The following is a 24,317-nucleotide window of genomic DNA, read 5'->3' as shown; positions in this document are numbered from 1 at the left end:
TTTTAAAACACCTTGCCCGACAGCATCAGCAAATGCTCAACGATTGGTCCTAGCGCATAGGCCGGGAAGTAGGTCAACGCGCCTACGATAATTACCACACCCACCAGCAGGCTGACAAACAGCGGGCCAGTAGTTGGGAAGGTACCAGCATTGGCGGGCACCACTTTCTTCGTGACCAGCGAACCGGCCAGGGCCATCACTGGAATAACGAAGAGGAAACGTCCGACCAGCATCGCGAACGAAAGCGTCCAGTTATAGAAATTGGTGTTCGCTGAAAGCCCTGCAAAGGCAGAGCCATTGTTGCCAGTACCAGACGTATAGGCGTAGAGAATCTCTGACAGGCCATGCGGTCCCGAATTGAGAATAGAGCTTGTCCCCGCTGGCAGAACACTCGCGATGGCTGCGAAGCCAAGAATGCTCGCCGGAAGGATCAGGATAGCCAGCGCGGCCATCTTCATCTCTTTCTGCTCAATCTTCTTCCCAAGGTATTCAGGGGTACGCCCAACCATCAAGCCAGCAATAAAGACCGCCAGAATGGCAAAGATCAGCATACCGTAGAGGCCCGATCCGACCCCGCCGAAGACGATCTCACCCAGGGCAATATTGGCCAGTGGCACCAGGCCACCCAGGGGGGTAAAACTATCATGGAACCCGTTCACCGCACCACAGGAGGCATCGGTAGTAATCACCGCGAAGAGCGAGGACTGCGCGATGCCAAAGCGTACCTCTTTGCCCTCCATATTGCCGCCCGCCTGCTGGGCCGTCACCGCTTGATTGGCGCCAAGCGTTGTTAGCATTGGGTTACCAGTCTGCTCCATGGGCAGTGCCACCGCGACGCCGAGCAGGAAGAGCGCGCACATGGCATACCAGATCGCCCAACCTTGCTTCGTATTGCCAACCATACGGCCAAACATATAGACAAGACCAGCGGGAATCGCGAAGATGGCCAGCATCTCAAGCATGTTGGTGATGACATTGGGATTCTCAAAGGGATGCGCCGAGTTAGCATTGAAGAAGCCACCGCCATTCGTGCCAAACTCTTTAATGAACTCCTGAGAGGCGACAGGTCCTTGCGCGATAGTTTGTGTCACACCATCAAGCGTGTGAACAACCGTATAAGCATTAAAGTTCTGCACCACACCCTGCGAAACCAGGACCAGGGCGCCAATAATACTGATAGGCAACAGGATGTACAGAATACAGCGTGTCACATCAACCCAGAAGTTGCCCAGGTGTTGCGCGCTCCGGCGCGATAGGCCGCGAATAAAGGCTACAGCCAGCGCGATACCAGTGGCAGCCGAGACAAAGTTATGGAACGCGAGGCCCGCCATCTGGGTCAGATAACTCATGGTCTGCTCGCCGGTATAGGCCTGCCAGTTGGTATTGGTCGTAAAACTGGCTGCGGTATTAAATGCCAGGCCGGGAGCGACCGCCCCCATTTGCTGGGGATTGAAAGGCAGCCACTGCTGGGTACGCTCAAGCAGATAGAGCAACAACATACCAGCTATGCTAAAAAGCAGCATCGAGATAGTGTAGCCAGTCCAGCGCTGCTCTTCCTCCTTGCGTACTCCGCAGAGCTTGTAGAAGAGACGCTCTACCGGCACCAGCGCAGGCGAGAGCCAGGTACGCTCACCTGCAAAGACCCTGGTCATGTAAAGTCCCAGCGGTTTGGTGGCCAGAACCAGGAGCACTACATAGACAAGCACCTGCAAGATCGCATTCATCGTCACAGGCATAATTTTTTCAACCTCACCTCAATCTTTAACATATGTCTTTAAAATTTCTCGGGCATCAGCAGGGCAATCGCGAGATAGACGATAAGCCCCAAAGCAATCATGCCCACCAGGATATACTCGATAGGCGAATTCATTTTTGACCTCTGCTACAAACGATCACAGACATGGGTAAAGCCAATACAAACAAAGAAAAAAGCGACCGTTGCGATCACGACAACCAGGTCAAGCACGATATCGGACATTGGTTCCTTTCCCTCCTCATTTACTTCTTATGCAAAAACCAACCCCCATTCGGGGGCGCGGCGCCACTGCCGTGGCTAGCGCTCCGCGCTCAAGTTTTCGATAGGAGTTCCTGCTAGTAGCTTGTTTTCACTTCACTGGCATGCTTCTGAGCCGCGTTGGCAGCCAATCGGAGTAGCGCATCCATTGGAAACGGCTTGGGCAGATAGGCCAATGGGTGAAACTCCGCCAGTCGACGAGGACTGACGCGTACCGCAGATAGGATCACAACTGGAAGTTTTTCAACTGGTGTACTCCCCTCTTTCCGGCAAGGCACAAGCAGGTGTTCCTGCTGGGCGATGCGTAGCACATCCCAGCCCGTGTGCTCAGAGAGATTAATATCCAGGAACACCAGGTCAAACGACTCCGCACGCAAATGAGCAAGCGCATCTTCGGCGGCACAGGCACACCATACGCTGTGTCCCCGAGCTACCAGGTTCTGCTCAATCAAACTGCGCAACATGGCGTCGTCTTCTACTAGAAGAATATGTGCTTGCGGCATCTCAAGATCCCTCGTTTACTGGTATCGGCAAGTGCGGGTAAGTTTAATACACTTTTAGCTCGTTTGATGGTCAGCGATTGAAGACATATTTCTTATCCCAAAAACTGCCAGGGTTGTTGGGCCTCTCAGCGTTTTCCTGGACACATCGTATCGCTTATTCGCTCAGGGTGGCATCAAGAGAGGAGAGAGACAACTAAAAATTTGCTCAATACTATAGATTTTTATAAAACGAATGCAGGTGCGTGCTATGGCGTAAACGTGCGGAAATAGTCGCCACCCGCAATGCTCGCTCGTAAGGTCCGCTGGTTCACCACCGTGTCAAAGTGGATGCATTCAGGTTCGTACTCCTCTTCACCAATGCGGAAGGAGTCTGAGGTGTTGCCAAGCGCAGTGAGTTTCTTTTCTTCTCCGGAAGGATAGATGAATATCAGCGCTCCTTTACGCAACACAATGCGAAAATTGCTCAGCCAGGGATTGTAGGAACGATAGTGGCCGACATAGGTCTCCCAATGTGGAGGAGGAGTAAATGTAGTGGACACCATAGCTTGCTCACTCACATACCAGTCTGAACCATGATAGAGTTCGACAATCTTGCCTTTGTCGCGTACAAAGCGGAGAGGATAGAGCGCAAAAGCGGGATGATCTGTGTAGAAGACATCGGGCGAGGCATTAAGCCTTGCCAGTAGAATCCCCTCGCCTTGATACTCAAGCCTCAATTGCCCCTTTTCATGGGTAATAACAAGTACCTTGTCGTTGTCGCCACAACGATATATCCCCGTATAGTCAGCCACGTGTTCGATGGAAAGTGCCGTAGAGAGGGCTGGAGGCTCTGGCAATGTTTCTCCAAGAGAAGCAGCACGCAACAGTTTAAGCGCAAAGTTGGCGATGCCAAAAGGATTTGCTGGGCCATTGACGAAGACGATTGTCCCCAGACCATGCTCAGGATCTGCCAGGAGGATGGAGCGATAGCCAACCATCTCCCCATGATGTCCAATCGCCCTACTACCATCTCGCTCACTGGTAAACAAGCCGTAGCCATAAAAGACGCCTTCTTCCATCTGTATCAAGCGTTGCGTCATCAGGTGATAGTTTGCCTCGGAGAGGACCTGTGACCCCTGTCCTTTGTTGAGAAGTAGGCGCAGATAGATTGCCAGGTCGGCGGCTGTCGCGGAAATGCTGCCATCTCCAGCGCCACACTCAAGCCAGGTCGCAGGCGCAAGCGCGCTTGTGGCAAGGTTGGGACGATCATCATAAAAATACTCATACCCAACGGCCAGGCGTTTGCGTGTCTCATGCGTGAACACCGGCTCAGTGGCATGCATACCCAGGGGCGTCAGAAGACGCTCTTGCAGAATCTGCGCGTATGGCTGGTGGAGCAGTTCTTCCAGCAAATAGCCGAGTGCCTGATAGGCAACGTTAGAGTAATGGAAATGGGTGCCCGGCGCGGAGGCCGCCGTGGTTTCACGTAAGGCCCATGTGCTATAGCGGGAACTCGGCGCAAAATCTACCCCAGAGGTGATACCAGCCGTGTGACTCAGCAGATGGTGTACGGTAATGGGTTCATAGGTAGACTGCACTTGAAACCAGGGGAGATAGCGCGTCACAGGCACGTGCAGATCGAGACGTCCCTCAGCCTGCAATTGCAGGAGGAGCATGGAGGTAAATGATTTGCTGATGGAGCCGATTTCAAAGAGCGTATCAGGGGTTACAGGGGCGCGTGTGGCAATATCAGCAAAGCCGTACGTAGAGACGCGCAGCAAGTGTTCCCGATCCGTAAGGGCCACCACCATACCAGGAATGTTTGCTTGCTGTATTTTCTCTTCAAGAAAACGATCCAGAGCGGCATAGGCTGGAGCAAGATTGACCATAATTTGCTATCCTTCTCAGCGTTTTTATAGAAGTGTATCATATTGACCGTCCAGCAAAGGGCGCGCCTTCAAGTTCAGTTCCTCTGGCACAGTGCAGCCAGTCTCCACTCAAGTTCTGGTGATATAATGCTGTTTTGGCGGCGCAATGTTTTTTTGCAATTGAGAGAGTAGAGAAAGAGCTTATGCCACAAATCACAGAAGAATTTATGCGCGAGATGCTGGCAAAGAGCAGACCGTATTGTGTGGTTATTTTGAAGGCCGGGCCAAAGATAGGGATGGAAGGGGTCAGAGATATCATCTGGCAGCACGGATGTAGGAATATGGAGTTGCGTATGGCTGGCCTGCTGCCGATCGTATGTCGGGTCACGGACGACAGTGACGTCGCAGGTATTGGCATCTTCAATGCGAGCGAGGAGGAGGTGCGCAAGATTATGGATGAGGATCCAGGTGTCCAGGCAGGCGTCTTCATCTACGACGTACATCCCTGTCAGAGCTTCCCCGGCGATAGCTTACCAGGATAAGAGCCCGATAGAGAGAGCCGGATGTCGCTTCGCTTTTGTGCGAAGCAACATCCGGCTCTCTCTATGAAGCAGTGAATGTCCTGCTCTGGCTAGTACGGCTGCATTTCATGCTACCCTATGGGTAGCTCACGACAGTGACCGGGACATCCGGGTTGGCGGAGGTCGATGAGCCACCAGTGTCGTTGACCACGTGCTGGATACCACCAGACCCGGCCGTGGAGAGGAAGATTGTGAGCAGGTCGTGGAGGCTGGATGCCGGAAGGGTAGCAGGAACCTCAAACGCGTGTGCTGCGTAGATATCCACTCCCTGGTTGAAGAAGCTATAGCTCCCCATACCATACCCAGCGAAGCTGGTCACAGTGTCGGCAACCTTGAAGGCCGCCCAGCCATCCACACCAGGAGCCTCCATCCAGGCCGACTGGGCAGGTGGATCATAGGGCATCTCATTCTGGAAGAAGACGTCCGTGCCACCGTTACCGTTCCAGATCACCTCGTACTTCTGATAGTGCTCGACGAAAAGGCCGTACGCAGTCACATTGTCACCGTTCACGATGACACCAGTATCTGCTGTGTTGCTGGTCCAGCCCACGCCATTGCCATGATCGGCCCGCCATGCCCAGATGTCGTCGAGGATAACGTTGTCGCTATTCACGACCAGGCTATTTGTTGCCTTGCCCGGCTCCGCGCCGCCGATACGGAAGAAGACATCCTGAAGAGCGGTCGGATCGGAAGCATCATGGTCGCTGCGCGCATGGCCATCTCCAACCTGCAACAGCGCTGGCGAGTTCGTCACCCCCGCGTCGAAGATTATCCCCGAGATCGAGATCCCCTTGGCACTGGCAACCGTCATGGACACGATTCCATTTTCAGGAATCAGGGTTGGGAAACCGAGACCCAGCACCACCGTATCGGGACGCGTGACCTTAAGGCTCTGGTCCAGGTGATAGATGCCCGGGGTCAAGATGAGGTCTCGACCAGAACCTAATGCGTCATTGATCGTAGCTGCGGAATCCGTAGGTTGCGCGATAAAGAACTTCTTAAGCGGGAGAGACGAGCCGGGCGTCGCGCCATCGGCCCACGTTGTCCCCACAGAGTTGTGCTGCACCGAGGGCACGAAGACATTGTAGTTCCCGGTGGAGTCCTCATACAGGTAGGGGGCCTCGCGTGTCACTGGACTGGCCGCGACTGTAGTGTAGGGGCCACCACATGATGACTGAGCGGGGAAACACTGAGCAGGGGCACCCACAACACCTGAGAAGACCTGATTCCAGACACCGTTGGTCCAACCATCAAGCTTGCTATTGCGGACCATGAATTGCTGCTGCGAACCGTTGATCACGGTGCCACCATCGAAGGCCGAATCGGCGATGAAGCCGCCGCTCGCGTAGGACGGGCCGGAGCAATAGTCCATAAGCGTGACGGGGCCGTTGATGTGGACACGACGCATCGGCGCAGCCTGCGACACGGCCCAGAACTCGCCATTGTAGCAACCGGCGTTCGGGGTGTTGACGTTGATCGTCAGGTTCGACAATGAGCGCCAAAAGTTCACGAGCGCGATGCAGTTGTTGGTACCCAGGCACTGATTGTAGACATCAATGGACCCGTTGATGACAACATCGCTTGGAGAGAGGCCGAGGCCAGCCACGGTAGTGTAGTAGCCAACCTTGAAGTTGAGAGGGTTGGTACTAGATCCGTAGGTGCCGGGTTCGAACAACAGCGCATAGCGCTGAGTTCCAAACTCGTTAGAGACCTGCTGGTCTGCTATGGCGTCGACCGTCGCCTGAATCTGGCTCTGTGGCATACTGGGATTGAAGATATAGACATTCGAGCCAAAATTGGATTGGTTGGACGCCAACGAAGCCGCATGTGCGGGGGCGGCGCCGCTGGTAGCCATCACGCACGCGAAGGCCACGAGGGCGCATGTAACGAAGATCGAAAGACCACGCAACCATCCGCCATCGACGCGGACACGCTGCGTCCTGCGTGTGTCTGGCTTCCATTGCCATTGGGAAAGAAATGTGCGCAAGTTCATCTCCTCCTTGATTTGTAAATATGCCGCAACCCTGCGGCTCCCACATCTGTTCAGAAGAAGCAACCCACAATAAGTAACTGCACCTCGATGTGCTTACTCAGGCCATCCTGCTGCCCTGAGCATTCAATCCTGGACGGGCTTTTCAGGATAGGTAGCCTTGTCTGTCCTATACTTTGCCAACCACATTGGTAAGTTTCAATGTAGAATGTTTTTTTAATAAAGCAAAGCATTTGGGACATGACTCTCATAGTATAGAGTGAGAAACCGCTTTCTGCAATACATGCGTCTTTAATTTTACTTTCAATTCGTCCGCGTAGGTGTCTTAGGATCCTCATTTCTCAATGAGGACACGCCTCTTCCGCGATGGCTGCTGGATTGAGTCACTAGTATTTTTTTGTCGGTAATTTGGAATACATGTATGCTTCCGATGAGTTACCTCTGATGTAGAGTTTTCTGGTGATGTGTTGTATCCGTTTGAAAGGGAATTTCTGTGCTGGCAAAATATATCCGTTTGCGCTTTCATTATGGCTGGTTGATTGCGGTCATCACGTTCCTGGCGCTCCTCGCATCGGCGGGAATGCGTTCGACGCCGAGCGTTCTGATTGTTCCGCTTGAGAAGAATTTTGGCTGGAGCAACGCCACTATTTCGTTTGCGATCTCTATCAATCTTGTCCTTTATGGCCTGAGTGGACCTTTCGCGGCGGCTCTGATGCAGCGTATGGGCATTCGTCGCGTCATGATCGGAGCACTAATTCTTATCGCGCTGGCATGTGGATTAACGACTATCATGAATGCTCCCTGGCAGCTTGATCTGCTCTGGGGTGTTCTGGTAGGCCTGGCTACGGGATCAATCGCCTCGGTTCTGGCGGCCCTGATCGCCAACCGCTGGTTTGTGAAGAACCGAGGCCTCGTCATGGGGTTGCTAACGGCCAGCAATGCCACCGGACAGCTTGTTTTTCTCCCTTTGCTTGCCTCGCTCGCGGTCTCGTGGGGCTGGCGCGCTTCGGCCTGGGCGACCGCCATCGCCGCGCTCATACTCCTTCCCCTGGTTATTCTCCTCTTTAGTGATCATCCGCGTGATATCGGTTTACGCCCTTACGGCGCAGATCCCGAGGAGGATGATCCATCGAATGCGACGAATGCGACTGGCAACCCCTTCTCCGATGCCATCAAGGGCCTGGTACTCGGGATGCGCTCGAAAGATTTCTGGCTCCTGGCTGGGAGTTTCTTCATTTGTGGCGCCTCTACCAATGGCTTGATCGGGACACACCTTATTCCCGCGTCGATGGATCACGGCATTTCAGAGGTGACGGCGGCGAGTATGCTGGCGCTCATTGGCATCTTTGACCTGATCGGAACCACTGTATCTGGCTGGTTGTCTGATCGCGTCGACGCTCGCTGGCTGCTCTGCTGGTATTATGGTTTGCGCGGGCTGTCACTGCTCCTGCTACCCTATGCCCTGGGTAGCACCTATCTTCTCCTGCTGGTTTTCATCGTCTTCTATGGCCTGGATTGGGTGGCGACCGTTCCTCCCACGTCTCGCCTGGCCGCCGATATCTTCGGCAAAGAGCAGGTAGGCATCGTCTATGGCTGGATCTTTGCCGCTCACCAGTTTGGGGCCGCGACGGCGGCCTATACCGCGGGCGCGCTTCGCACCACTGAGGGCAGCTATCAAATTAGCTTCATTTCCGCGGGCATTCTCTGCCTGTTCGCAGCAGGCATGGTCATTCGTATTGGCCGGACACGCCGTAAGCAGGTAGCGATAGAGGTTCCAGTAGAGCCTGCTGGCGCCCTTTAGTAGCAAGCACACAATAGGAGAAGAGAAGCGGCATGAAAAGACAGCACGGCGGAAGCAGACAGTATAGTTTTGTGCTGTCTATCGCATTGCTCCTCGCGGGCCTCGTCATGTTTCTGCCGGGCAAAGCCCATGCCCAGACATTGCATGCTGTGCTGTTGAGTTCTTCTCCCGCGGAGGGGAGTGTGCTGGCGCACTCTCCTTCCACGGTTCGGCTGTGGTTCTCGGAACCGGTACAACTGGTGGGACAATCAATAACGATCTTTGCTCCATCAGGAGACGCTATCAGGCAAGAAACCATTCAGGCGCGGGGGCAGGAGATCAGTATGCCGCTTAAGGCCAGCGCAGAAGGAACCTACCTGGTCAACTGGCAGGTCATCTCGGAGGATACCGATCCCACCAGTGGAAGCTTTACCTTTAGCATTGGACATCCAGGTGGCGCATGGACTGGAACTGTTAGCGATAGCACTTCAGCGACAGGGTTCTGGTTGCAAATCCTCGCGCATCTGCTGCACTTTCTGGGCTATGCGCTCAGTTTTGGTGTGCTGGCCTTTCTCCGCCTGGTTGTCTATCCAGCCGTACCGTCGCATCGAGAGACACTTCAACAGCCCATCTGGCGACTCGTCAACCTTGGCATTCTCGTCTTACTGCTTGCCGAGGGCGCGGCTCTCATCGCGCAGTCTGCCAGTCTGAGGGGGCATGCGATCTTTGATATGGCCTTCCTTGTAACCATTCTGGGGTCCAGTTTTGGGCGCGTTCTGGCCCTCCGTCTTGGCACGGCTCTGGCGCTCTGGATATTGGTTGGAATCGCCCAGCAGGGCAGTAAGAGAGCCGTGACGCTCTCCCTGGTCCTGGGAGGCATCCTGGCCTTTATTGATAGTGACGCGAGCCACGCCATCTCTTCACAGATAGCGTGGCTCGCCTTGCTGGCAACAACGCTGCATATCACGGCCATGGGAGTCTGGCTTGGTGGCCTAATTGCCTTGCTCACGCTTTGGAGGCTTCAGGCGACAAAGGCCTATCGAAATGTGTTGCTTCTCCGCTTTGGCCCATTGGCCCTGGGCTCGGTAGCTGAGCTGTTCCTGACAGGTATCGTGCTCTCCTGGTTGCACCTGGCCCAGGCGACGGACCTCTTCACGACATCCTATGGTCGCGTGCTTGGCATCAAGGCACTGGCTTTATTTCTTCCGCTCCTCTTCGCTATCCTTAGTAATTGGCAACAGCGACCCTCACGAAAACGCTGGTGGCTGTTGGAGATGTTGTCTCTGCTAGGCATGCTCGCGCTTGCGGCAACGCTTGTCTCGCTTCCGGCTCCGCGCTGACCCTTTGCAAAAGACTGGGACAGAAAGCAAGATGGAAGAAGTATTCCATCTTGCACTCTGGTACACTTTTCCTGTGCAGTCAAGAGCACAAAGTTCTGGTTTGTATTTGCTAAAAAGGAAGAGACGCATGTTCAAAAACACGAAAGCATTTTCGGGATTTTCGGTAGATAATCTGCAAGTGGCCAAAGATTTCTATGGTCAGACGCTCGGGCTGGACGTTGTGGAAAGGCATGGTTTATTGGAGCTCCATCTCGCTGGCGGAACAAACATCTTAGTCTATCCCAAAGATAATCACATTCCGGCCACATTCACAGCATTGAACTTGCTGGAAGCCACGGTATTTCAATCCGTGGCTTCCAGCAGGTTTTGCGTGGCTTTAGCCCTTGATGCACCTGCAATATTCAACATATTTCATTTCTTAACAATTCTGTGAATATATGGTAAAATACAAAGTATGAAAACAGTGATATCTGCAAAGCTCAAACTAAATACAACTCCAGAGCAGTTTAATCAATTGCGTGCTACTCAATTGGCATATCGAGACTCTCTCAATTTTGTGAGTCAATATGCGTTTGAACATGATAAGATGAGCAATAAGGTTGCTTTGCAAGATGGAACCTATCATGATCTCCGCGCTCGTTTTCATCTTTGCTCTCAAATGGCTTGTAGCGTTCCCAGACAAGTCGGCGCAACCTACAAGGGATTGTGGACAAAGGTCAAAAAGAATGCAGAGGATCGCAAGGCGGGGCGTACGAAGAAGCGATACAAGGGACTTGATCGTGCTCCAAAGTATGTATCTCCTACCCTGACCTATCAATACAAGAAAGACTACAGTTTTAAGACTGACAATCATGTGAGTATTCTGAGTTTGGAAGGGCGTGTCATTGTTCCCTATACTGGATACAATCAACATGTTGCCTTGATCCAAAGGGGTGCTGAAATCGGGGCTGCCAAACTGTGGTATGACAAACCCAAGAAACAGTTCTATCTGCTGGTTTCTCTTGAGATTGAGAGAGCAGACCCAACACCAGAAACCCATACAGGTATTGTCGGTGTTGATGTGGGTGTTCGCTACTTGGCAGTAACCAGCACAACAAGGGGAGATTGCTCCTTCCATTCTGGCCAGAAGATAGTCCCCAAAGCCAATCATTATGCGAGACTGAGAAAGCGTCTGCAAAGAAAAGGCACTCGCTCTGCTACCCGCCGTCTGGTGGTGATTAGTGGACGAGAGAGACGGTTGAAAGCTGACGCAAATCACATGGTCTCTAAGCGCATTGCCACACGACACCCCAATAGTCTGATCGGATTGGAAAGTTTGACAGACATCAGAGATCGAACCAAGCGTAAGCATGGCAAACGAGCGAGCAAGAAGCAGAGGAAAGCCAATGCTGTCTACTCCAAATGGTCCTTTGCTGAGTTGCAAGGCATGATAGCATATAAGGCTCTCATGCAGGGTTCGATGGCAATCAAGGTAGATGCTAACTACACAAGCCAAGCGTGTCCGATGTGTGGACATACCTGCCCGGAAAATCGTCCTCAAAAAGGTCTGATGTTCATCTGTCAAAACTGCCATTATACGTTACACGCCGATCTTCTAGGTGCCAAGAATATCACGATGCGAGCGTTGCTCGTTCGGCAAGACTGGACGAGTACGGGCATATTGTCAGAATGCCCTGATGTGTCAGACAAAGAAGCCAAAGCTGCACGCCTGCAAAGGTATGCAGAGTTGCGGTGGAGTCTAGACACAAGCCCCTCGGATTTATCCAGGGGTATTTGACCATCCTTAACTTCCCCGTCGATAACATCGAGCATGTCGTAGATGAGCTGAGCAAGCGAGGTGTGCACTTCGAGTCCTACAATGCTGGCAACCTTGTGACAGATGAAAAGAGAATTTCTCGCGGTCAGGGTCCCAACATTGCATGGTTTAAAGATCCGGCGGGCAATATCTTGTCTGTACTTGAAGGTGCGTAAGCGAGATAAGGAGAAACAACCATGAGCGTTACAGCATTGTCCAGGGCGCGGCTTGCGCGTATGCATGATATCATGGCAAGCCATGTTGAGCGCGGCAGCGTGCCCGGTCTTGTTACCCTGGTTAGCCACCGAGGCGAGATCCATGTCGATACAATCGGCACCCAGACAAGAGATAGGAATATCCCGGTGCAACGCGATACCATCTTCCGCATCTCCTCAATGACCAAGCCGATCACGGCTGTAGCGACCATGATTCTTGTCGAGGAATGCAGAGTGCGGTTAGACGAGCCTGTGGACCGCTGGCTTCCCGAATTGGCGGAACGCAAAGTATTAAGGCGCGAAAATGGGCCGCTTGAGGATACAGTCCCTGCGAACCGATCAATCACGGTGCGTGACCTCCTCACCTTCCGCATGGGATTTGGGCAGATGATGGCTTCGCCAGAAGACTATCCAATCCTGAAGGAAGCCATCGCCCAGGAGATCGGGATGGGACCACCAAGCCCTTCAACGCTTCCTGCACCCGATGAGTGGCTACGCCGTTTGGGACAGCTTCCACTCATGCATCAGCCAGGAGAGAAGTGGATGTATAACACGGGATCTGATGTCCTGGGAATGCTGATTGCCCGCGTCTCGGGGCAACCACTTGAGACCTTCTTACGCGAACGGGTCTTCGAGCCGCTGGGCATGAAGGATACCGGATTCAGCGTACCGCCTTCAGAGATCGACCGACTAGCAACCAGTTATTGGACTGATCCTGCAAGCGGAGAACTCACCGTCTATGATGAGGCCGCAAACGGCCAATGGAGTCGTCCTCCAGCTTTCCCCTCAGGCGCCGGGGGACTCGTTTCAACCATCGACGACTATCTGGCCTTTGCCCAGATGATGCTTGCGTATGGCAAACACGAAGGCACACGCATCCTCTCCCGCCCCACCATTGAGACCATGATCACCGATCAGTTAACTCCTGAGCAGAAAGCAAAGTCGGGCCTGGTCTCGGGCTACTTTGATAATCATGGTTGGGGATTTGGCGTCTCTATAGTCACCAGGCGCTATGATGTGGCAGCGGCGCCTGGACGTTATGGATGGGATGGTGGTCTGGGAACCTCCTGGTACTCAGACCCTAAAGAGGACATGATCACCATCCTCATGACCCAACGCGCCTGGACATCCCCACAACCACCAGAAGTTTGCCTCGACTTTTGGACCTCGGCCTATCAGGCCATCGATGATTGAGAGGTCAGCCTCCTACCCAGTATAGCCCAGCGAGCGCGCTGTATCCAGAGCTTCCCGGGCCTCTTGCTGGCGTCCTACCAAGTTCAGCACTAACCCTTTGTTGTAGTAAGCCAGGGCGTATTTGGGATCGATGCGCAAGGCCTGATTATACGCCTCAAGCGCTTCATCATAGCGCTTGAGCGCCTTGAAGATCAGGCCTCGATTGTTGTGGGCAGCGGCAAAGTTCTCATCCAGGCGCAGCACCTGCTCATAGGCCGCCAGCGCCTCGTCATAGCGCCGTAAAGCCAGCAAGGCATTGCCTTTCCGATTCAACGTAATCGTATCGTTGGGATGGGTACGAAGGATATCGTTGCATGCGTCGAGGGCCTCCTGGTTGCGCCCCAGGTCATAGAGGGCCAGCGCTCTACGGCTACGAAACTTCAGCGATGTGGAGTCATGCACCAGGGACTGCTCAAAGGCGACGAGAGCCTCTTGATGGCGTTCCAGCGCGCTGAGGGCCAGGCCCTTGTTATAATATCCCGTAGCATAGGAGGGACTCAGACGTATAAGCTGTTCATACATCTCCAGCGCTTCGCGATATCTCCTCAGTTCATAGAGGGCATCTCCACGGTCTCGATAGCTCTTCGCATCCTGCGAGCCAAGCTCGGCGGCCTTCTCGAAGGCGTCGAGGGCCTCCTGGTAGCGCCTCATTTCATAGAGAACATCGCCTTTATCGCTATAGACCAGCGCATCACGAGGATCAAGCCGCTGCGCCTGCTCCAGCATCTGTAGCGCCTCGGGGTAACGCCGTTGGGATTTATAGATGATACCTTTATTAATGTAAGCGGAAATAGCGCTGGAATCCAACCTCAACACAAGGTCATACACTTGCAACGCCTCGTCATCGCGGCGCAAACCAAGGAAGGCATTGCCCTTGCGAATCAAGTAGGTCACATTGTTTGGCTCCAGACGCAGAGCGGCTTCGCTTGCCAGCAGGGCCTCGTCATATCGCTTGAGATTATTTAATACCCAGGCCTTATTGCCATATGCCTGCGTGAATTGCGGATCGAGACGAATCGCCTCTTCGCAGGCTTGCAAGGCCTCATCATAACGCTGCAAGAGACAGAGCACATAGCCCAGGTTGCCAAAGGGATCGCTGTAGGAGGGATCAAGTTGCGTCGCTCGCTTGTAAACCTCGACCGCTTCAGGATATCTTTTTAGACCAATCAGCGCCAGGCCCTTGCGGTTATACATCACAGCGCTCCGGGGATCAAGCGCGAGGGCATGATCGCAGGCTTTGATGGCCTCTTCATAGCGATTCAATGTATTGAGCAAGCGGGCCATGCTAATGTAGGCATTGATGTAGTTGGGGTTGGTGCGCACGGCCTGCTCATACGCCTCTATCGCCTCGGGATAACGCTTCATAGAGCTTAAGACCAGAGCCTTGTTGTTATAGGCAGCGGTATAGCGTGGATTGAGGCGTAGCGCGTCTTCATGCGCTTCCAGGGCCTCTTGATAACGCTCCAGACCCCAGAGCGCATTTCCTTTACGCGTCAGGGATGCGGCATCGTTGGGATCGAGGCGCAGGGCCTGTTCGCAGGCTTGAAGCGCCTCTGCATCTCTACCGACAAGCGTCAGGATCCAACCCTTACTGCTATAAGAGAGCATATGCGAGGGGTCAATCTGGATGGCCCGGTCCCAGGCCTGCAGCGCCTCTTCATAGCGCTTCAGGTTCGCCAAGGTAAGGCCTTTGTTATAATAGAACTCAGCATTAGAGGATTCCAGCAGAATGGCCTGCTCAAAGGACGCTAAGGCCTGTGCATCCCGTAGGAGATCGCTTAAAAGTAGGCCCTTGCGATTATAGAGCGCCGCGCGCGTTGGGGCACGCAGTATCTCCTGCTCACAGGCAAGGAGGGCATCTTCTAAGGCCCTGTTGGAGTTTGATGCCTCTGTGGCCTGTGCTGTGGTCTGTCGAAGCACTTCCATTGCCTGGGGCAGTCCGGTTATCACTGCGGGAAACTGCGGCTCTTGCACTTTTGCAGCCTGTAGTGGAGCGGCTTTCTCTGGCAGAGGCACCGCCTGCCGTAGGGCCGATACAAATGCTTGTACATCAGCGTGACGCTCCGTACGCTGCTTGGACAGCGCCTTGAGTACCGCCTGCTCAACCGCAAGCGGGAGCAGGGGATTGTACTGACGCAGCGAGACAGGCTGTTCAGTCGCATGCAGAAAGCCAATGGCGATAAAGTCTCCGGCCTGGAAGGGCTGGCGACCTGTGAAGAGTTCGTAGGCGATACACCCCAGGGCATACTGGTCGCTCTCACGACTCAGCTTTCCCTGGAACTGCTCGGGGGCCATATATAATGGGGTTCCCACTACTGACGTTACCAGTTGTGAACGCGTCGTGGCCGAGGCAATAGTGGCAATGCCAAAATCAGCCAGTAACGCATCACCCTGGGCATTGAAGAGAATATTCTCGGGCTTGATATCACGGTGAATGACGTTATGCTGATGCGCAAAGGCAAGCGCTTCTCCCACCTGCGCCAGGATCGTGATTGTTTGCTCGATTGAGAGGGGCAGCCTTTGTCTGAGGCGTTCGCGCAACGAGCCGCCCGCCGCGTACTCGGTGATCAGATAGGGCGTGGGCGCCCCTTCGAGAAAACCAACATCTAGCAGTGGCAGAATATAATGATGTTTAAGGCTCTCTAAAAACTGGGCTTCCTGCAAGAACTGCTCACGCTCTTGCTCGGTCTGGAGAAACATGTGGAGCAGTTTGACAGCAACCGCGCGCTCTTTCAGCAATGTATGGTGCGCAAGATAGACCTGGCCGAACCCACCACTACTGATCCGGGAGGCAAGTTGATAATTACCAATACGTCTACCAAGATAGTCCTTCTCTTCAGGCATAAGATACTCCTTTTTCAATCATGTCTGGGCAGAGGGAAAAATAGCCAGTAACCATGTAATAGTGCTCTTTGCGCCCTCATAATAGCTTATCAGGAATAAGAGGGATCATGATTGTTTGCAATACTGCAACATAGTATACGTCCTTCTCCCTACAACATATCTCGCAAGCAAAGAGGACTCATAGGCCAGAAGAGTGCTACAAACTCACAACAATCCCATTTCGTGAATACAAACTGGAGATTAAATTTAGATCATTATACAATAAATACACCTGCGAGAAGACACTGATTCAGTTAGACATAGAGGGGAAATGCATGAGTATGTTTTCGGGGAAAGCAGTGCTCGTCACCGGGGCCGGGACAGGCATCGGCTACGCACTCTGCCAGGCCTTCGCCAGCGAGGGCGCCACGGTAGCCTTAAATGATATCGACCCGGATCTCTGCGCGAGGGCCGCACAGCAGATAAACAGGGCAGTGGGAGCCGAACGAGTCACACCCTACGCGGGCGATATCGCCGATGTAGAGGCCATCCGCGCCATCTTTCAGCGTTTTACCGAGGCCGCTGGCCGGCTGGATATTGTAATCGCGAATGCTGGCATCACCAACTATGGGAACTTTCTCACCTATACGCCCGATGCCTTCGACCGTCTGACCAGCGTCAACCTGCGCGGCAGTTTCTTTACCGCCCAGACCGCTGCCAACAGTATGATCAAAGCCCGCATTCCTGGTCGCATTATTTTGATGTCTTCTGTCACCGGCATTCAAGCGCACGCGAACCTGGAGGGATATGGCATTACCAAGGCAGGCATCCGCATGATGGCGCGAGGAATCGCGCTGGACCTGGGGAAGTATGGCATTACCGTCAACGCCATCTGTCCGGGGGCGACGCTCACGGAACGCACCCTCCTGGATGACCCCAACTATGAGGCAAACTGGGCCGGGGTGACGCCAACCGGGCGCGTGGGGAATGTCGAGGATATTGTCGCCGCCGCCCTCTATCTCGCCTCGCCCCAGGCGCGCCATGTTACCGGGCAGACCCTGGTCATCGACGGTGGCTGGACTCTGCAGAGCCCCCTACCCAGCGCACATCCAGACCTGCCCGAGTATTCTTCCCAATTACACTAAATCCACCACGTGTAGGGTCCATGCTGGCATGGACTAAAGGAGCGAAAAACAGTGCCGATAGATCCGAAGAAGCTACGGAGTCAACGCCTACGGGCGGTCAATCACCAGGGTGATGCCTTGCGTATGGGCATGAACTGGACCGAAGAAGACCTGGGCAAGCCCCAGGTGCTTGTCGATAGCGCCTATGGCATGGGACATCCAGGCACCTTTCATTTTCGCTCGCTCGTCGAGGAGGTCAGTAATGGCGTCTTTGAGGCGGGCGGCAAGCCAGGGGTTTTCACCGTCAGCGATATCTGCGATGGCGTCGCCCAGGCGCACGCGGGGATGTCTTACTCCCTGGTATCGCGCGATATCATGACGGCCATGATCGAGATCCACGCCCTTGGACACCCCCACGACGGCATGGTCCTGGTCTCGGGCAATGATAAGTCTGTGCCCGCACACTTGCTGGCCATCGCGCGTTGCAACCTGCCCGCCATTCATCTCCCTGGAGGCACGCAACTCAACGCCCCCGATTATGTGACCTCGAATCATCTCTGGCCCATGGGTATGGCAGTCGAACGCGGCGAACTCCCCAGGGAGGACTTTGAGCAGGCGGAGCATGGAGCCTGCCCCACCTGTGGGGCCTGCCAGTTTATGGGCAGCGCCAGCACGGGCCAGGTCATCTCCGAGGCGCTGGGCTTGGCTCTGCCTGGTTCGGCCCTTGTTCCAGCGCCCCTCACCCAGTTGCTGCGCTATGCCCGCGCCACGGGGAAGCAGCTCCTCAGGCTGATTGAGGAAGAGATCACGCCTCGACGTATCCTGACGCGCGAGGCCTTTGAGAACGCCATCATCATTCACGCCGCCGTGGGTGGCTCGACGAATATGCTCCTGCACCTGCCGCTCATCGCACGCGAGGCTGGTGTCGATATCAGCATCGACGACTTTGATCGTATTCATCGCCAGGTCCCTGTGCTAGCCAACGTTAAGACCACTGGGCGCTACCCGGTCGAGTATTTCTGGTATGCGGGCGGAGTGCCAGCCGTCATGCTTGAGCTGCGTGACATGCTGCACCTGGATTGCCTGACCGTCACCGGCAAGACCGTGGGAGAGAACCTGGAAGAGATAGAACACAGCCGCTTCTTCGCCGAGCGCATTGGCTACCTGCACAACGTCAAGGTCTCGCGCCGTGAGGTGCTGCGCCCGCGCTCAGATCCCTTTGGTCCCGATGGGGGAATCGCGGTGCTACGCGGCAATCTGGCCCCGGGAGGAGCCGTCATTAAGGCCTTCTCGGTCCCTAAAGAGATGCACATCCATACTGGACCCGCCCGCGTCTTTGACTTTGAAGACGAGGCCCTGTCCGCCCTGCGTGAGCGCAAGATTACCCCTGGCGATGTCGTCGTCATTCGCTACGAGGGACCACGGGCCAATGGCATGCCCGAGATGTATTTTGCCTCGACCCTCATCGCCGACGATCCCGCGCTCAACACCACCACGGCCCTGATTACGGATGGACGCTTCTCTGGCGCCATGAAGGGTCCGTGCGTGGGACATATTACGCCCGAGGCCCTCGATGGTGGTCCCATCGCGCTTATTGAAGAGGGCGACCTGGTCGAGATTCATATTCCCGAACGGCGGCTGGCAATTGTGGGCGTCCAGAGGCAACCACTCCCCCAGGAGCAGATAGCGAGCATTCTCAGCGAGCGTCGCGCGCACTGGACGCCACCTGCGCCCCGCCACAGCAGCGGCATTCTCTCACTCTATGCGCGGGTCGCACGCGGCGCCTCTGAAGGCGCCTCCATGACATAAACATCTCATATCAACTCTGACCTGGATCAAGGAACACGCCCATACCTCTTACCCAGAAGGCTCACGCTGCGATTGAGGAAGCCTAATGGCCTCTAAGTCAGCATCTGTCGTACGCTGCTGGGTCTGGAGTACCTGGAGGAAGGCGCGTATAACGGCCGGATCGAAGCGTGTTCCTGCGCAGTTCACTAGCTTCTGGCAGATCGCGGTCTCGCTTCTGGCGGTGGAGCATAAGCACAAAGTATCATAGGCATCGACAACGGCCACGATACGGGCCGCCAGGGGAATTTCTTCTCCACACAGCCCATAGGGATAGCCCAGGCCATCCCAACGTGCATGATGCGCTTCTATAGACGGAGCCACAAGCGAGAAGATATCGCCAGCCTCCGCCACAATCGCCTTCCCATAGGCTGTATGCTTACACAGGTCAGTAGCATTTGCTTCCTGTCTGAGTGGACAAGTATCAGCCAGCGCCAGCATGCCGATGTCATGTAGCATAGCTGTCAGACGCGTCACGAGCACCATGTTACCAGTGGATTGCATATTTCTGGCCACCATCACCGCAAGCGGGGCGATGCGCTGCCCCTGCTCGTAGAGTTGCGGGTCCTTTACCATTAATAGCCCTAGCAAGGCATGTGTCTGTAAGCTGGCTGTATAGGCCATCGGACCGGTATGGGTTACCGAGGAAGATAGAGCGCCTGTATCCAGCCCGGCGATACGTACACAATTGCGCCCCCCCTGCTTCGCCTGGTACATCAAACGATCAGCGGCTTCAAGCAACGTGCCCCGGTTAGCGCCGTGGAATGGATATAAGACAACACCGATACTCGCCGTCAGGCGCACATACACCGGAGGGCTATACTCACTTGGACTCCAGACATGTAATGCCTGCTGAAGCTGAACACGAACATGCTCAGCAAGTTCGCCTGCCTGCAACAGCGAGATGTTGGGCACAATCACAACAAACTCTTCGCCTCCATAGCGACCCACAACGGCCTGGGGCGATACCGCCTGGCGCAAATTTGCGCCCACCTCGTGTAAGAAAAAATCGCCCGCTTGATGACCCCAGGTATCATTGGCATGCTTAAAATTATCCAGGTCAATAAACAGCAGCGCACATGTCTCGCCCTGCTCTCGACTCTGTGCTAATAGTCCATCGAGCGCCTTCATCAAAGCGCGATGGTTGGGCAGCCCGGTCACCGGATCAGTCACGGCTAATTGTGCGTGCTGCCGGAAGAGCGTATCGCGTTCTTGTAGCAGCACTTGTTGCCTCTGGGCGAGAATAATCTTCTCATCATAGGCCTTTTGCAGCTGACTTCGTAGTAGACGAGCGTTATCATTTTTCGCGTGCAGGTCATAGGTGAGCCGCCACTGGCGAGGCAGTTCAGCCCCCAGCCATCCCAGAAGCAGCACCACACCAGTAAAAGAGGCAATCGTAAACGTCCAATGCGAGGGCGAAAGCAGGCGCGGTATCCAGGAAGAGGAGAGAACAAGGATACCACCCAACAAGGTCGTCAGCACACCCACCACAGTCACACCAAGGACGCGCCCCATGATTCGCCAGGACACGATTCTCTGGCGCTCGCACAGGCGCACAAATGTCTGCGGCCTGGTAGTACATGTCCAGATGAGGAGTCCGTACAGCAGCAGAGTCGCCATCGACCAGATGACAGCCGCAAGGGCCTGCAGGACCACATTCACAATCTTCCCCGGAAGAGCTATCCAGGCCGAGGGATCGGAGAAACTATACAGAGGGACATAGATGAGGGAAAATATCAGGCCGCACAGCAGCACCATCGTCAGAACGCTAGCAAAGGGGGTCCCTTTCCAGGAAAGATTACCAATAGCCCTTGGCAAAAGGCGATCATAGGCCATGAACATCAGCATGCGCGAACAGACCAGGAAAACGGCGATAGAGATAGCAATTTGACAGAAGCCTAACAGGATGAGAAAGAGGGCGCCAGCCAGGGGGCCAAAACTATTTTGTACCGCGAGCAGCATGGCATCAAACGCCTCTACATGTTCATATGGGACGACAACCAGGACACCAAAGGTGGCAATGACATACGCCACGAAGATCAGGGCACACGCCCACCAGATAAAGCGTCCCGTCCGCGTTCGTGCCTCGTCATCATCGCCACGCACCTCTTTACCCATGATAAAAGGCCAGTCGACACCCATAAAAGCCCACATGACAATGCCATAGATCCCAATGTGTTGTTTGACAGCAGGCCAGCCATGCCACACTGGCCAGGTGGCATGAAAGGGATGCCCCTGCCACAGCCACCAGATACCCGCCGCTCCAACGGCCAGGAACAATGAGATATAGAGGCCAGCCCCCAGCAGCAACATATGTTTAAGATAACGCAATGGCACCAGCGCAAGCGCGGCACAGAACAACACCAGGAACATCTGGGCACAGTAGAGTGTCAAAGGATTATCAAACCAGTGAGGCTCAAAATCCGTAATAAGAATCAGCTCTCCTTGTAAAATAGTCAGGATCACAAAAACACCATATAAGCAGGTAAAAGCGCCGGTGATCTCACCCCAGCGCAGACCACCCAACTTTCTAATCCAGATATAGTGCCCTCCATGAAATGAGAGATGCACCGATAGCCAGCGAGAGACATAAGCTGATGGGAGCAGAAAACAGAGGCCAATCAGCCAATAACTAAAGGTCTCCAAAGTCCCTGTCTGCACAGAGTTGACACATAAGAAATAGAGGACAATCAACACTGACATAGCAGCGAGATCGCGGGCGCGCAACTCTCGAGGAAGTTTCTGTTTTTCTGGTGCTTCTCTTATTTCATCTCCAGCAAGCATAGAAGGATATCCTCATGTGTGTAAGCTCGTCTCCAACTGTGGAGACGAGCTACCTTCATCCCTTGATTCCAACAGCGTCCAAGCCATGTTGAGATGTCCCTTCACGCTGCATGTGGGCGCACACTACCAGTAGTAGGGATAGTAATAATGGTGATAGTAGTAGAAGGGATGATAGAAGAAGGGTCGGGAATAGAAGAAGAAGGGTCGGGAATAGCCATGCCCTCTATACCAGCCACCATACCCTCCATACGGCCACCAGGCTGTTTTGGCTGCGCTTCCTGTGCTTGTGGTCACGCTTGAGGTTGAGGCAGATACAGGTGTTGCCATACCAACCATCAAGAGCAACGCAAACGCAGCGCTCATGAGGAAAAGACATAACATCTTTCTCATGGTGCAATCCTCGTTTCCGGTGCTTTGTTATATAGCGCTATCTTTGCTTCAAGCTCTACCAGGCGAATCTACGATTACCTATGCTTATCTTTACTATTATAGAAAACTGCAAAAGCTCATACATGCACGAGAAGACCTGCAACACCCTGTTATGAGTCCAACTGAGCAAAGGAGTTCTGTTCGCAATCCTGAAGAAAAACGGAGAGACTTGCATCCATACTCTACCGTAACAACGTATTCAATAGCAGGAGTACGCTCCCATACAGCAATCAAGGAGGAACGTTCTATGGAGCAATCTGCATCTCATTCAAGGGAGGAAACAAAGAAGCGCCTGGTAAGCGGCCCGACTCTTGTTTTATGGCTTGTGGGACTCATCTTACTCGCAATTCTTGGGTTTCTCGTCTCTATTCACCCAACGTTCTGGCCTCTAGAAAAAAATGTGGCCGATTTTATTCAGGGTCCCCATGCCATACCCTGCCACTTTTCGCCAAACGCACGCACGTGGATCGATACAGCCTCTGACTACGTCAATACATTTAATGATCCAATTCCATCAGTCATCATTCCCGGCATCCTCGGCATTGTGTTTCTGCTCTTTCGCGGCTGGATCGAGACGCTGGTCATGTGGATAACGGTGGCGACGGCCAGCGTCGTCTGGGGCGGATTAACCATCCTGGTGGGTCGCCCACGCGCTACACCCGCCGATGGCATCTGTATGCATCGCCTGATCCAGGCCTATAGCTTCCCCTCTGGACATGTCATGCACGACGTTGTCTTGTGGGGCTTTGTCTTCTACCTGACGCTTACCAGGCCTGCGCGCACTTCGACGTTGCGCTGGCTACTGCCTGTTCTACAGATACTCATGATCATCTATGTCCTTATCGTTGGCTACGCACGTATAGAGGCGGGCGAGCACCACTTCTTTGATGTCCTGGGTGGCTACCTGGCTGGCCTGCTCTGGTTGGGCATTGGCATTACTGTCTATCAATGGCTTAAATATCGCTGGGAGCAGCGCCAGGCGCGCCGACATAAGGTACAAACCGCCTAAGTATCTTCTTTGTTAACGGCTGTTTTCGCGCCTGCGGCGCTCAAAGTAAGGTGTGTTGGCGCAAAAATTGGGGCTTTGCTCCAATTTTTGCCCAACACACCTTACGAAACCTACAGTGGGCGGGTATGAATCAGGCCTAGCAGGACGCGGATCAGCTCGGCGACGGCGTGATAGGAGATGACGAGCAGGATCAGTGGCACCAGGACCATGTGGATACGGCGCCAGGTCTTGAAGATCAGGCGCGCCCGGGTCTGCACCTGGAGCGAGGCAGCGAGGCGTGCATGCTCCGCCAGGGCCGCGTGGGTACGCTGGAAATCCGCTTGCTCCTGCACAGGAAGCGCGGGAAGGTCCGTTGGTAGCAGCCCGACACACGCCAGGGCGCGCTCACAATACTGCTTAAAGGCATCCGACTTCCCCGCATTCAGGCGCTCAATGATATACTCCAGCTCCGAGAGGCGCGCCGGGATGGCCTTGGCGATACCCACACCATTTGTGCTCGCATCCTGGGCGATCATCTTTGTCTGCCAGCTATCCAGCAGACGTCCGACGATTCCACTAAACACGAGAAAGATCAGACCGTAGAGCGAGGGCAGGGCCAGGTATTTATCCGTGAGGCAGTTCACGCCGCTACACTCAAAGTGCAGGATATAGCGGAAATCGGCGTGGAGCAGGGCCAGCATGATGGAGGCGATCCCCACCCACATATGCGCCCAGACCCAGTTCTGCGCCTTCCAGGGCAGACCATGAAAGAAACGCGCCCGTAGCGAGTACGCGGCAACGCCCAGGATCATGAGATAGGACATCACGCCGCAGCGAAACACCACGTCGAAGAAGGGGCCTTTGAAGAAGCGTGCCTTCTCGTGCAGGAGCAAGAGGTAGAGAATATAGAACAGCGCGGTATAGCCTGCGGCGAAGAGCAGCCAATACAAAGCCGCCTTTGACGTCGGAGTGTGCCAGATGCGCGCCACTGCCTTCTTGCCGGGCGTCTTGGTCGAAACAGCCATG

At 54.3% G+C, this 24,317-nt stretch carries 18 protein-coding genes; 9 read left to right on the top strand and 9 right to left on the bottom strand.

The window, feature by feature from the left end; all coding sequences use genetic code 11:
- Positions 1 to 2: 2 nt before the first annotated feature.
- The 4 genes from kdpA to KTE_RS25880 form a co-directional block, all read right to left on the bottom strand.
- Positions 3 to 1,736, bottom strand: coding sequence for a potassium-transporting ATPase subunit KdpA (gene kdpA, locus KTE_RS25895; RefSeq protein ID WP_201386101.1), 1,734 nt, complete (start codon positions 1,734 to 1,736; stop codon positions 3 to 5).
- A 38-nt stretch (positions 1,737 to 1,774) separates the two neighbouring features.
- Entirely contained in the window at positions 1,775 to 1,870 is a 96-nt protein-coding gene (locus KTE_RS25890) for a potassium-transporting ATPase subunit F (RefSeq protein ID WP_201386100.1), read from the bottom strand.
- 221 nt (positions 1,871 to 2,091) lie between these two features.
- On the bottom strand, positions 2,092 to 2,517 hold the full coding sequence (locus tag KTE_RS25885) for a response regulator (protein ID WP_201386098.1): 426 nt from the start codon (positions 2,515 to 2,517) through the stop codon (positions 2,092 to 2,094).
- Between the two features lie 245 nt (positions 2,518 to 2,762).
- On the bottom strand, positions 2,763 to 4,385 hold the full coding sequence (locus KTE_RS25880; RefSeq protein ID WP_201386096.1) for a serine hydrolase: 1,623 nt from the start codon (positions 4,383 to 4,385) through the stop codon (positions 2,763 to 2,765).
- 182 nt (positions 4,386 to 4,567) lie between these two features.
- Between KTE_RS25880 and KTE_RS25875 the strand changes: the two genes are divergently transcribed.
- On the top strand, positions 4,568 to 4,906 hold the full coding sequence (locus KTE_RS25875) for a hypothetical protein (protein ID WP_201386094.1): 339 nt from the start codon (positions 4,568 to 4,570) through the stop codon (positions 4,904 to 4,906).
- Positions 4,907 to 5,021: 115 nt separating this feature from the next.
- Here the strand turns inward: KTE_RS25875 and KTE_RS25870 are convergent, their stop codons facing one another.
- Complete coding sequence (locus KTE_RS25870) at positions 5,022 to 6,938, bottom strand: glycosyl hydrolase family 28-related protein (RefSeq protein ID WP_236600572.1); 1,917 nt, start codon at positions 6,936 to 6,938, stop codon at positions 5,022 to 5,024.
- 490 nt (positions 6,939 to 7,428) lie between these two features.
- Here KTE_RS25870 and KTE_RS25865 point away from each other — a divergent pair, with 490 nt between their 5' ends.
- The 5 genes from KTE_RS25865 (at position 7,429) to KTE_RS25845 (ending at position 13,259) form a co-directional block, all read left to right on the top strand.
- Positions 7,429 to 8,736: an MFS transporter gene (locus KTE_RS25865; protein WP_201386092.1), complete on the top strand. Its 1,308-nt coding sequence runs from the start codon at positions 7,429 to 7,431 to the stop codon at positions 8,734 to 8,736.
- A gap of 32 nt (positions 8,737 to 8,768) precedes the next feature.
- On the top strand, positions 8,769 to 10,055 hold the full coding sequence (locus KTE_RS25860; protein ID WP_201386091.1) for a copper resistance CopC/CopD family protein: 1,287 nt from the start codon (positions 8,769 to 8,771) through the stop codon (positions 10,053 to 10,055).
- A 127-nt stretch (positions 10,056 to 10,182) separates the two neighbouring features.
- Complete coding sequence (locus tag KTE_RS25855) at positions 10,183 to 10,488, top strand: VOC family protein (protein ID WP_201386090.1); 306 nt, start codon at positions 10,183 to 10,185, stop codon at positions 10,486 to 10,488.
- Between the two features lie 21 nt (positions 10,489 to 10,509).
- A complete protein-coding gene (locus tag KTE_RS25850; protein ID WP_201386089.1) occupies positions 10,510 to 11,832 on the top strand; it encodes an RNA-guided endonuclease TnpB family protein in 1,323 nt (440 codons plus the stop codon).
- A gap of 215 nt (positions 11,833 to 12,047) precedes the next feature.
- Positions 12,048 to 13,259 carry a serine hydrolase gene (locus KTE_RS25845; protein WP_201386088.1) on the top strand — a complete coding sequence of 404 codons (1,212 nt, stop codon included), beginning with the start codon at positions 12,048 to 12,050 and terminating at the stop codon, positions 13,257 to 13,259.
- Positions 13,260 to 13,271: 12 nt separating this feature from the next.
- Here the strand turns inward: KTE_RS25845 and KTE_RS25840 are convergent, their stop codons facing one another.
- The gene (locus KTE_RS25840; protein ID WP_201386086.1) at positions 13,272 to 16,142 is read right to left on the bottom strand and encodes a serine/threonine-protein kinase; all 2,871 of its coding nucleotides are present in this window, start codon (positions 16,140 to 16,142) and stop codon (positions 13,272 to 13,274) included.
- 314 nt (positions 16,143 to 16,456) lie between these two features.
- On the opposite strand from KTE_RS25840, the gene KTE_RS25835 reads away from it, so the two are divergent.
- Both KTE_RS25835 and ilvD read left to right on the top strand, forming a co-directional pair.
- On the top strand, positions 16,457 to 17,266 hold the full coding sequence (locus KTE_RS25835) for an SDR family NAD(P)-dependent oxidoreductase (RefSeq protein WP_236600571.1): 810 nt from the start codon (positions 16,457 to 16,459) through the stop codon (positions 17,264 to 17,266).
- Positions 17,267 to 17,317: 51 nt separating this feature from the next.
- Positions 17,318 to 19,054, top strand: coding sequence for a dihydroxy-acid dehydratase (ilvD, locus tag KTE_RS25830; RefSeq protein ID WP_201386084.1), 1,737 nt, complete (start codon positions 17,318 to 17,320; stop codon positions 19,052 to 19,054).
- A 48-nt stretch (positions 19,055 to 19,102) separates the two neighbouring features.
- On the opposite strand, the gene KTE_RS25825 is transcribed toward ilvD, so the two are convergent.
- Positions 19,103 to 21,874: an amino acid permease gene (locus KTE_RS25825; protein WP_201386081.1), complete on the bottom strand. Its 2,772-nt coding sequence runs from the start codon at positions 21,872 to 21,874 to the stop codon at positions 19,103 to 19,105.
- Between the two features lie 123 nt (positions 21,875 to 21,997).
- The gene (locus tag KTE_RS25820; protein ID WP_201386079.1) at positions 21,998 to 22,264 is read right to left on the bottom strand and encodes a hypothetical protein; all 267 of its coding nucleotides are present in this window, start codon (positions 22,262 to 22,264) and stop codon (positions 21,998 to 22,000) included.
- A gap of 286 nt (positions 22,265 to 22,550) precedes the next feature.
- On the opposite strand from KTE_RS25820, the gene KTE_RS25815 reads away from it, so the two are divergent.
- Entirely contained in the window at positions 22,551 to 23,312 is a 762-nt protein-coding gene (locus tag KTE_RS25815) for a phosphatase PAP2 family protein (protein ID WP_201386077.1), read from the top strand.
- Between the two features lie 110 nt (positions 23,313 to 23,422).
- On the opposite strand, the gene KTE_RS25810 is transcribed toward KTE_RS25815, so the two are convergent.
- Positions 23,423 to 24,316 (bottom strand): hypothetical protein, encoded by an 894-nt coding sequence (locus tag KTE_RS25810; protein ID WP_201386076.1) that lies wholly within the window; start codon positions 24,314 to 24,316, stop codon positions 23,423 to 23,425.
- Position 24,317 lies beyond the last annotated feature (1 nt).

This window comes from Ktedonobacter sp. SOSP1-85 (assembly GCF_016587415.1).
GTDB lineage: Bacteria > Chloroflexota > Ktedonobacteria > Ktedonobacterales > Ktedonobacteraceae > Ktedonobacter.
The sequence above is the reverse complement of the archived record's forward strand: the minus strand, read 5'-3'. Positions and strand labels throughout refer to the sequence as shown.